At 60.3% G+C, this 10,168-nt stretch carries 3 protein-coding genes, 3 rRNA genes and 1 pseudogene; all 7 read right to left on the bottom strand.

What is annotated here, in order from left to right:
- Positions 1 to 731 (bottom strand): annotated as a pseudogene (locus K728_RS20705) (NAD kinase); the annotation flags it as partial.
- Positions 728 to 1,600: a TlyA family RNA methyltransferase gene (locus K728_RS0113845; RefSeq protein WP_024477073.1), complete on the bottom strand. Its 873-nt coding sequence runs from the start codon at positions 1,598 to 1,600 to the stop codon at positions 728 to 730. The gene K728_RS0113845 and the pseudogene K728_RS20705, both read right to left, overlap by 4 nt.
- Positions 1,587 to 1,883, bottom strand: coding sequence for a hypothetical protein (locus K728_RS0113840; protein WP_156911324.1), 297 nt, complete (start codon positions 1,881 to 1,883; stop codon positions 1,587 to 1,589). Before K728_RS0113840 ends, K728_RS0113845 begins: the two co-directional genes overlap by 14 nt.
- A complete protein-coding gene (locus K728_RS0113835) occupies positions 1,883 to 2,899 on the bottom strand; it encodes an HAD-IIA family hydrolase (RefSeq protein WP_024477071.1) in 1,017 nt (338 codons plus the stop codon). Before K728_RS0113835 ends, K728_RS0113840 begins: the two co-directional genes overlap by 1 nt.
- A gap of 1,542 nt (positions 2,900 to 4,441) precedes the next feature.
- Positions 4,442 to 4,558 (bottom strand): 5S ribosomal RNA (rrf, locus tag K728_RS0113820).
- A gap of 207 nt (positions 4,559 to 4,765) precedes the next feature.
- Positions 4,766 to 7,930, bottom strand: a 23S ribosomal RNA gene (locus tag K728_RS0113815).
- Positions 7,931 to 8,461: 531 nt separating this feature from the next.
- A 16S ribosomal RNA gene (locus tag K728_RS0113810) occupies positions 8,462 to 9,988 on the bottom strand.
- Together the 16S, 23S and 5S rRNA genes form the textbook arrangement of a ribosomal RNA operon.
- Positions 9,989 to 10,168: the final 180 nt, after the last annotated feature.

Below are 10,168 nucleotides of genomic sequence, written 5' to 3'. Positions count from 1 at the left end.
CCCGCCGCGTCGGTGCGGGTGAGGATCTCCACGGCGAGGACCGACGTCGGCGCGATCACCAGTGGTTTGGTGAAGAGGGCGTGGGCACTGATCGGCGCCATCAGCAGGGCTTCCACCTCGGGCCAGACCACGGGTCCGCCGGAGGAGAAGGCGTAGGCGGTCGACCCCGTGGGTGTTGCCATCACCACACCGTCACACCCGAACGAGCTGAGGGGTCGCCCATCAACCTCCATCACCACCTCGATCATCCGTTCGCGGCTGGCCTTCTCGACGGCCGCCTCGTTCAGCGCCCAGGTCTGGGCTGCGAGGACGTCACCGCGCCACACCTGGACGTCGATGGTCATCCGCTCTTCGACGGTGTAATCACGGTCCACCACCCGGCGCACCGTCTCGGTGAGGTCGGCCCGTTCACTTTCGGCGAGGAACCCGACGTGCCCGAGGTTGACGCCGAGAAGGGGGACCTCGGAGCCGCGGACCAGTTCTGCGGCGCGGAGAATGGTCCCATCGCCGCCCAGGACCATCCCCAGCTCAACCTCGTCGAGTCCGACGTCGACGCCTAGGGTTTCGGTGGGCGCGGTGAGCACCCCGTACTCGTCCTGGATGTCCTTCAGTTCCTCATCCCGCATGACGGGGACCAACCCTGACTGGTGCAGCTGCGTGCAGGCTTCCTGGGCAGCCGCCATCGCGTCGTGCCGCCCGGTGTGGGCAAGGACCAGTATCCGTCGTGTCATTGAAGCTCCGTCGTATCCCGTGCGCCGTCTGGCGTGCCGGTAACTAGCCGGGCATCAGTAAAAGCAGTGCTGGAGTCCAGCACCTGCCGGGTCATGCGATCAAGCTCCCCTTCGATCCTAGGCACCAACGGGCCGGTCGGCACTGTTATCCACACAAAGAACTCAACATTTCCGTCCTGACCCGGTAGTTGACTGCGAATCAGCCCCGACACGGTCAGTCCGTGGGCCAGGGCCCTCCCGATCACCTGTCCGACGGCGCGGCGCCGTTCCGGTTCGGTTGCCACCACCCCGCTGGAGTTCAGTTTTCCCTTGCCCACTTCGAACTGGGGTTTGATGAGCAGCACCATGTCACCGCCGGGTTTGGTGGCCCGGGCGAGTGGGAGCAGCACCAGGGTGAGGGAAATGAAGGACAGGTCCGCGACCGTCAGATCGACCTGGCCTCCGATGGCGTCGGGCTCCAGTTGACGCACGTTTAGCCCCTCGACGACGTCGACCCGTGGGTCCCGGCGCAGGTCCGCAACGAGCTGGCCGTGCCCGACGTCGACGGCTGCCACACGGGAGGCGCCAGCGCGCAGGAGCACCTCGGTGAAGCCGCCCGTGGAGGCGCCAGCGTCGAGGCACCGTTTCCCCTCCACAGCGACCCCGGTGAAAGACCGCAGCGCCCCGTCAAGTTTCACCCCGGCACGGCTCACGAAGTCGGGGGCACCGCCGTCGTCGACTGCCAGCTCCTCAAAATCCTGGACCTTACTGGCGGCCTTGGCCTGGATGACGCCGGCGCGGCGCACCCGGCCGGCGGCGATGAGCTGGGCGGCGTGCGACCTGGACCGTGCCAGCCCTCGGGCCACCAGAGCCTGGTCAAGGCGCGTCATGGGCTTTGGGCGGATCGGCGTTGAGCTCGGCAAGCAGGCCGTCATGGAGCCCCGTGTACAGGCGGTTGTGGTCGTCAATGGGGAGGCCCGGGATGTCGGCCAGATGAGCGGTCAGCCCATCCACGCTGGTGTCCCCGCTGGTCTCCGCCCTGCGGGGAAAGTCCGGGCCCTCGCCAACCGTTGCGGCATGGTCTATTTCAGCGTCGTCTATTGCGGCGTCATCTATTGCAGCGTGATCCACGCTGTCTTCAGGTGACGGCACACTCGGGGCAGCGCCAGTCATCAGCGACCTGCGGAATCGGCGAGAACCGGGCTGCCCGCGGACTGCAGGGCGGGCAGTGCGGCGGTCGCAGGGTCAGGATTAGCGCTCCACCAGGCGCTGCAGGCGGCACGCCAGGTGTCGAGGTTCGCCAGGTCCCCGGTCAGGTGGACCGTTCCGTCGTCGACCATCGCCGACGACGCCCCGCACCGGTACACGCCGTCGCTGTGGCTGATTTCCGGGTACGGCTCGTAGAGGCCCTCAAGGTCGGCCAGGAGGTACTTGGGACGCTGACCGGCGACAGCCGCCAGCGCCGTCCGCACCGTGTCGACGCCGGTGAGCACCAGGGCAGTGTCCATCCGGGCACGGTTTCCGCCCAGAATGTCGGTATCGAGCCGGTCTCCAACCACCAGTGGGCGAGAGACACCGAGGTGCTTGGCGGCAGTGGTGAACAACGCCGCTTCGGGTTTGCCGGCGACCGCGGGGGTGCTACCGGTGGCGGCGGTGACCGCCGCGACCAGCGACCCGTTGCCGGGGGCGATTCCGCGGAGCTGCGGAATGGACAGGTCCGTGTTGGTTGCTACCCACACCGCACCACCCGCCACCGCGTAGGCAGCCTCAGCCAGATCCTTCCACCCCAGGTTGGGGTCGAAGCCCTGAATGACTGCATCAGGAGTTGGCTCAGCGGAGGTGACTGGGACCAAACCCTGCGCCTTGACCTGGTCGACCAGGGTCTGGCTGCCGGTGACCAGGACGGTCGACCCGGCGGGCACCAGTGTGGCCAGGAGCTCAGCCCCGGCAAACGCCGACCCGAACACCTGGGCCGCCGTCGCCGGAGCACCCAGCTCGCGCAGGTGTGCTGCAACCTGTTCGGCTGACCGGGACGCGTTGTTGGTGATGTAGGCGAGGGCGACTTCGATGTCCGCCAAACGTTCCAGGGACTCCACCGCACCAGGAATGGCGTTGGGTCCCGCGTAGACGACACCATCCAGATCGGCTAAGAGTGCATCGTAGGACGAGATCAGGGAAGCCTCAGTCATGGTGCCTTTCGGTGTCCTGCCCGCCTTCGGGGCTGGTGCGAATTGGAGCGGGCCGGTTGAGTGAACGCCAGGTGGCAGGTGCGCGGCGCACCTCCTCCTCCGGGACGTCGTCGGGGGCGCCCGGCGTTTCCACGGACTGCTGGGCGGCTGCCGCTTCCGCCGCTTCCTGACCGGCCGACTTCGCTTCGAGACGCGGTTCGTCCTCCGACTCAGTGACGGCGTCCGACCCAGTGACGGTGTCCGGCTCACTGTCGGCTGCGGGGGCGTCGCCTGTTCCCGGCCGGCGTTCAGTCAGCGAGGTGGTCCCGGGACTGCCGGTGGGAGCCGAAGCAACCCGCCGACGGGCGGCCGAGGCATCGGGGACCTCCTCATCGTCACCGCCGAGATCAACGATGTCCGGCTCGGCGAACTCGCCCAACCCCAGAGCGCTGTCGGCGATCCCGGCCTGACGGCGCCACTGCTCTGCTTCGGCGGTACGGCCAACCGCCGCCAAGGCCTCAGCGTAGGCGCGAAACAGCCGTGGGCTGTAGCTGAACGCACGGTTGCGGTCGAGCTGGCTGATTTCCAGTGCGGCGACCGCGGCATCGTGCTGCAACAGGTCTGAGCGAGCCCCGGAGACCACCATGGCCAGTTCCACCTTGCCCGCAGAACTCAGCCCTTCGGCCTCCTCTGATTGAGCAAGATCAAGGGCGCGGTCGGGGCGGCCCAGCCCACGTTCACAGTCGGCCATGACCGGAAGGTGGTCGTTCGAACCGCTGATCCGGCGATAGGTGCGGAACTCACGGAGCGCCTCACCGTAGTGTCCGGCAGCGTAGGCGGTCAGGCCCACTGCTTCACGCACGACGGCGAGCCTGCCACCGCGGCGGCTGGCCGCCAGGGCGTGCTGGAATGCCAGTTCGGGCTCATCCTCAAGCAGACGGCCCGCCATCACGAGGTGGCGGGCCACCCACTCGGCGCTCTTTTCTTCAAGGTTGCGGATCTGCGCCCGGGTCACCCGATCCAGTTCAGCGCCAGTGACATCCTCATCGATATTTGGGGACCGTTCGCGGTCTGGACGGTTGGCGCTGCGGAGGTCCCGGGCGTTGAAGGAACGCTTCCCACTCTCGGCGCGCTCGGAGCCGCCACGGTTTTCGTCACGTGGACCGCTGCCCCTGCCCTGGCTGGCACCGCGGCCGGCTGATGNCGCCGGTGTTCGGACGTGCTCCCCGATACCCACCCGCCCTATCATCGCGGGAGGCCGAGCTCCGGGGGGCGTCGCTCTGCTTGCCAACCGACCGGCCGCCCTGGGTACCTGATCGATCGGGCCGTCGGTCTGCCCGGTCCGCTCCGTGATTGCGGTCTTGGTCGGCCATGGCTACGCGGTTCCTCTCATTACAAACGGAGCCGGCACTGGTGCGGTTTCCGTTCGGTTTCTCTATGAATCTGTGTGGGTGGCATGCTTCGCCGCCCTACCCATTGTAGGGCCTGCATCAGGTGTGTTTGGGGTGTGGTGGGTTAAGTGCGAAAGGCCCCACCGGTGGTGGGGCCTTTCGTCTAATGGTTGTCCGGCGGTGTCCTACTCTCCCACACTCTCTCGGGTGCAGTACCATCGGCGCTGTGGGTCTTAGCTTCCGGGTTCGGAATGGGACCGGGCGTTTCCCCCACGCTGTGACCGCCGTAACCCTTTTACCCGTTCCCCTGCACTGGCTGTGTGAGCCGTGTGGGGTGGGAAGTTTTTTTGGTTACAACTTGAACAGTATATACCTGTATTGTGTTGTGTTTTTTGGTTCCTGTTGTTGGTTGGGAACCGCATAGTGGACGAAAGCAGCATATCTTTACACCATCCTTGGTGTGAACGTCTTTTGATGCCGTTCACGGGTGGTGTGTGTGGTGTAAGTTATCGGCTTATTAGTACCGGTCAGCTTCACAAGTCGTTAGTCCTTGCTTCCACGTCCGGCCTATCAACCCAGTGGTCTGGCTGGGGGCCTCTCACACAAATGTGTATGGAAATCTCATCTCGAAGCAGGCTTCCCGCTTAGATGCTTTCAGCGGTTATCCCATCCGAACGTAGCTAATCAGCGGTGCACTTGGCAGTACAACTGACACACCAGAGGTTCGTCCGTCCCGGTCCTCTCGTACTAAGGACAGCCCTTCTCAAATTTCCTGCGCGCGCAGCGGATAGGGACCGAACTGTCTCACGACGTTCTAAACCCAGCTCGCGTACCGCTTTAATGGGCGAACAGCCCAACCCTTGGGACCTACTCCAGCCCCAGGATGCGACGAGCCGACATCGAGGTGCCAAACCATGCCGTCGATATGGACTCTTGGGCAAGATCAGCCTGTTATCCCCGAGGTACCTTTTATCCGTTGAGCGACGGCCATTCCACAATGTACCGCCGGATCACTAGTCCCGACTTTCGTCCCTGCTTGAGATGTCTCTCTCACAGTCAAGCTCCCTTGTGCACTTACACTCGACACCTGATTGCCAACCAGGCTGAGGGAACCTTTGGGCGCCTCCGTTACTTTTTAGGAGGCAACCGCCCCAGTTAAACTACCCATCAGGCACTGTCCCTGACCCGGATTACGGGCCGAAGTTAGATATCCAGTATGACCAGAGTGGTATTTCAACGATGACTCCCCCTGAACTAGCGTCCAGGGTTCACAGTCTCCCACCTATCCTACACAAGCCACACCGAACACCAATACCAAACTATAGTGAAGGTCTCGGGGTCTTTCCGTCCTGCTGCGCGTAACGAGCATCTTTACTCGTAGTGCAATTTCGCCGAGCTTATGGTTGAGACAGCGGGGAAGTCGTTACTCCATTCGTGCAGGTCGGAACTTACCCGACAAGGAATTTCGCTACCTTAGGATGGTTATAGTTACCACCGCCGTTTACTGGGGCTTAAATTCCCAGCTTCGCACCCCGAAGGGCACTAACCGGTCCTCTTAACCTTCCAGCACCGGGCAGGAGTCAGTCCGTATACATCGTCTTGCGACTTCGCACGGACCTGTGTTTTTAGTAAACAGTCGCTTCCCCCTGGTCTCTGCGGCCCCACAACGCTCACAACAGCAAGTGTTGGTCACGGGTGAGGCCCCCCTTCTCCCGAAGTTACGGGGGCATTTTGCCGAGTTCCTTAACCATAATTCTCTCGATCGCCTTAGTATTCTCTACCTGATCACCTGTGTCGGTTTGGGGTACGGGCGGCTAAAACCTCGCGCCGATGCTTTTCTAGGCAGCATAGGATCACCGGATCCCCGCATAACGGGGCCCATCGGGTCTCAGAGACGGTATCAAAACCAGGACCACGGATTTGCCTATGGTCCCTCCTACATCCTTAGACCGGGGCAACCATCGCCCGGCCCGGCTACCTTCCTGCGTCACACCTGTTAATACGCTTACCTCCCAGGATCAGGTCCCGCGCTCCACCAAAAACCACGTCACCCCGAAGGGTGGGCGGTCAGGTATTGGGCGGTTAGTATCCCCTGCTCAGTATGGGCGGTTTTTCGCCGGTACGGGAATATCAACCCGTTGTCCATCGACTACGCCTGTCGGCCTCGCCTTAGGTCCCGACTTACCCAGGGCAGATTAGCTTGACCCTGGAACCCTTGATCATTCGGCGGACGGGTTTCTCACCCGTCTTTCGCTACTCATGCCTGCATTCTCACTCGTGTAGGCTCCACCGCTGGTTTACACCGCGACTTCACCGCCCACACGACGCTCCCCTACCACTCCAGACGCCTGAACTCAGGAGAACAAGTCTCCGGCTTAGCTAATATCTGAAATCCACAACTTCGGCGGTGTACTTGAGCCCCGCTACATTGTCGGCGCGGAATCACTTGACCAGTGAGCTATTACGCACTCTTTCAAGGATGGCTGCTTCTAAGCCAACCTCCTGGTTGTCTTCGCAACTCCACATCCTTTCCCACTTAGCACACGCTTAGGGGCCTTAGTTGGTGGTCTGGGCTGTTTCCCTCTCGACTATGAAGCTTATCCCCCACAGTCTCACTGCTGCGCTCTCACTTACCGGCATTCGGAGTTTGGCTGACGTCAGTAACCTTGTAGGGCCCATTAGCCATCCAGTAGCTCTACCTCCGGTAAGAAACACGCAACGCTGCACCTAAATGCATTTCGGGGAGAACCAGCTATCACGAAGTTTGATTGGCCTTTCACCCCTACCCACAGCTCATCCCCTCCATTTTCAACTGAAGTGGGTTCGGTCCTCCACGACGTCTTACCGTCGCTTCAACCTGGCCATGGGTAGATCACTTCGCTTCGGGTCTAGATCACGCCACTCACTCGCCCTATTCAGACTCGCTTTCGCTACGGCTTCCCCACACGGGTTAACCTCGCGACGTAACACTAACTCGCAGGCTCATTCTTCAAAAGGCACGCCATCACACCACCACCCCCGAAAGGATGGCAACGCTCTGACGGATTGTAGGCACACGGTTTCAGGTACTGTTTCACTCCCCTCCCGGGGTACTTTTCACCTTTCCCTCACGGTACTTGTCCGCTATCGGTCATCAAGGAGTATTTAGGCTTACCAGGTGGTCCTGGCAGATTCGCACGGGATTTCTCGGGCCCCGTACTACTTGGGATACTCTCCAAACGGCAGCACGCATTACGGTTACGGGACTTACACCCTCTCCGGCCGGCCTTTCAAGACCGTTCACCTATACGCCTGCACTCATTTCACTGATCCGGCAGAATCAGAACGGAAAGTCCCGCAACCCCAGTGATGCAACGCCCGCCGGCTATCACACACCACTGGTTTAGCCTCATCCGCGTTCGCTCGCCACTACTAACGGAATCACTATTGTTTTCTCTTCCTGTGGGTACTGAGATGTTTCACTTCCCCACGTTCCCTCCACGCACCCTATGTGTTCAGATGCGGGTCACCCGGTCCATCGCTGGCCAGGCGGGGTTTCCCCATTCGGAAATCCTGGGCTCACAGTCCGGTTATCGACTCCCCCAGGCTTATCGCAGATTCCCACGTCCTTCTTCGGCTCTTGATGCCAAGGCATCCACCGTGTGCCCTTAAAAACTTGACCACAAAAGATCAAAAAACATATCGAGAAAACCATGGCATCAAACTAAAAGTCTGAAACCAAGATTTTTTGAAATTGCTTCTTATTTTTAAGATGCTCTCGTCCACTATGCAGTTCTCAACCAACAACCCCACACCACCAACCAAAACCCCCAAACACGAGGATCCCGCTGCCATGGCAGGGAAAAACCAGAAACCCCAGCACCCCAACCCCCACAAACAACACCCCACCAACCCGACACGCCACAACGACGCACCAAACCAGCAGAACACTTGTCCACGACAATCAGAGCCCTGTTATTTCAGGACCCAACAGTGTGCCATACGATAACCCAATCACCACCAACCAGAACCATTTCCACACCACCAAAAGGCGATCGTACTCTGCAACCAGCCAGCGCCACCAGGCACCTATCCATTGATATTCCACCCTTGAGCAGCCCACCGCGGAACAAACGCCCGCGCAATAGGCCATACTCCTACGAACCCCACACCAACCACACAGGATCGGCGCGTCATTCGAGGTGCTCCTTAGAAAGGAGGTGATCCAGCCGCACCTTCCGGTACGGCTACCTTGTTACGACTTAGTCCCAATCGCCGGTCCCACCTTCGACAGCTCCCTCCCCACAAGGGGGTTAGGCCACCGGCTTCGGGTGTTACCAACTTTCGTGACTTGACGGGCGGTGTGTACAAGGCCCGGGAACGTATTCACCGCAGCGTTGCTGATCTGCGATTACTAGCGACTCCGACTTCATGAGGTCGAGTTGCAGACCTCAATCCGAACTGAGACCGGCTTTTTGGGATTAGCTCCACCTCACAGTATCGCAACCCTTTGTACCGGCCATTGTAGCATGCGTGAAGCCCAAGACATAAGGGGCATGATGATTTGACGTCGTCCCCACCTTCCTCCGAGTTGACCCCGGCAGTCTCCTATGAGTCCCCGCCATAACGCGCTGGCAACATAGAACGAGGGTTGCGCTCGTTGCGGGACTTAACCCAACATCTCACGACACGAGCTGACGACAACCATGCACCACCTGTAAACCGGCCGCAAGCGGCCAACACATCTCTGCGCTGTTCCAGTTCATGTCAAGCCTTGGTAAGGTTCTTCGCGTTGCATCGAATTAATCCGCATGCTCCGCCGCTTGTGCGGGCCCCCGTCAATTCCTTTGAGTTTTAGCCTTGCGGCCGTACTCCCCAGGCGGGGCACTTAATGCGTTAGCTACGGCGCGGAAAACGTGGAATGTCCCCCACACCTAGTGCCCAACGTTTACGGCATGGACTACCAGGGTATCTAATCCTGTTCGCTCCCCATGCTTTCGCTCCTCAGCGTCAGTTAATGCCCAGAGACCTGCCTTCGCCATCGGTGTTCCTCCTGATATCTGCGCATTTCACCGCTACACCAGGAATTCCAGTCTCCCCTACATCACTCTAGTCTGCCCGTACCCACCGCAGATCCGGAGTTAAGCCCCGGACTTTCACGGCAGACGCGACAAACCGCCTACGAGCTCTTTACGCCCAATAATTCCGGATAACGCTTGCGCCCTACGTATTACCGCGGCTGCTGGCACGTAGTTAGCCGGCGCTTCTTCTGCAGGTACCGTCACTTTCGCTTCTTCCCTACTGAAAGAGGTTTACAACCCGAAGGCCTTCATCCCCCACGCGGCGTCGCTGCATCAGGCTTGCGCCCATTGTGCAATATTCCCCACTGCTGCCTCCCGTAGGAGTCTGGGCCGTGTCTCAGTCCCAGTGTGGCCGTCCACCCTCTCAGGCCGGCTACCCGTCGTCGCCTTGGTAGGCCATTACCCCACCAACAAGCTGATAGGCCGCGAGTCCATCCAAAACCGCAATAAAGCTTTCCACCAACATGGCATGCGCCAGAAGGTCATATCCAGTATTAGACCCGGTTTCCCAGGCTTATCCCAGAGTCAAGGGCAGGTTACTCACGTGTTACTCACCCGTTCGCCACTAATCCCCCAGCAAGCTGGGATCATCGTTCGACTTGCATGTGTTAAGCACGCCGCCAGCGTTCATCCTGAGCCAGGATCAAACTCTCCGTAAATGCATTACAGACACGCACCCACCACCAGGAAAAACCAGTAAACAGGCACGCGCAAAATTCGAAACCAGCCAAAAACAACCACACAACACCACGGGGTGGCATCATGCAGCCAAATTCAACCAATCAATAAAACAATCGGTATCAACAAACATGGCACACTATTGAGTTCTCAAACAACAG

Source organism: Arthrobacter sp. CAL618, from assembly GCF_000468215.1.
Lineage (GTDB): Bacteria > Actinomycetota > Actinomycetes > Actinomycetales > Micrococcaceae > Arthrobacter_D.
Note: the sequence above shows the minus strand (reverse complement) of the source record. Positions and strands in the feature narration are given on the sequence as shown.

Bases quoted from the DNA above. Each gene is read 5' to 3' on its own strand.
- K728_RS0113845 (WP_024477073.1), bottom strand. From the start codon at position 1,600: ATGACGCGCCTTGACCAGGCTCTGGTGGCCCGAGGGCTGGCACGGTCC.
- K728_RS0113840 (WP_156911324.1), bottom strand. From the start codon at position 1,883: ATGACTGGCGCTGCCCCGAGTGTGCCGTCACCTGAAGACAGCGTGGAT.
- K728_RS0113835 (WP_024477071.1), bottom strand. From the start codon at position 2,899: ATGACTGAGGCTTCCCTGATCTCGTCCTACGATGCACTCTTAGCCGAT.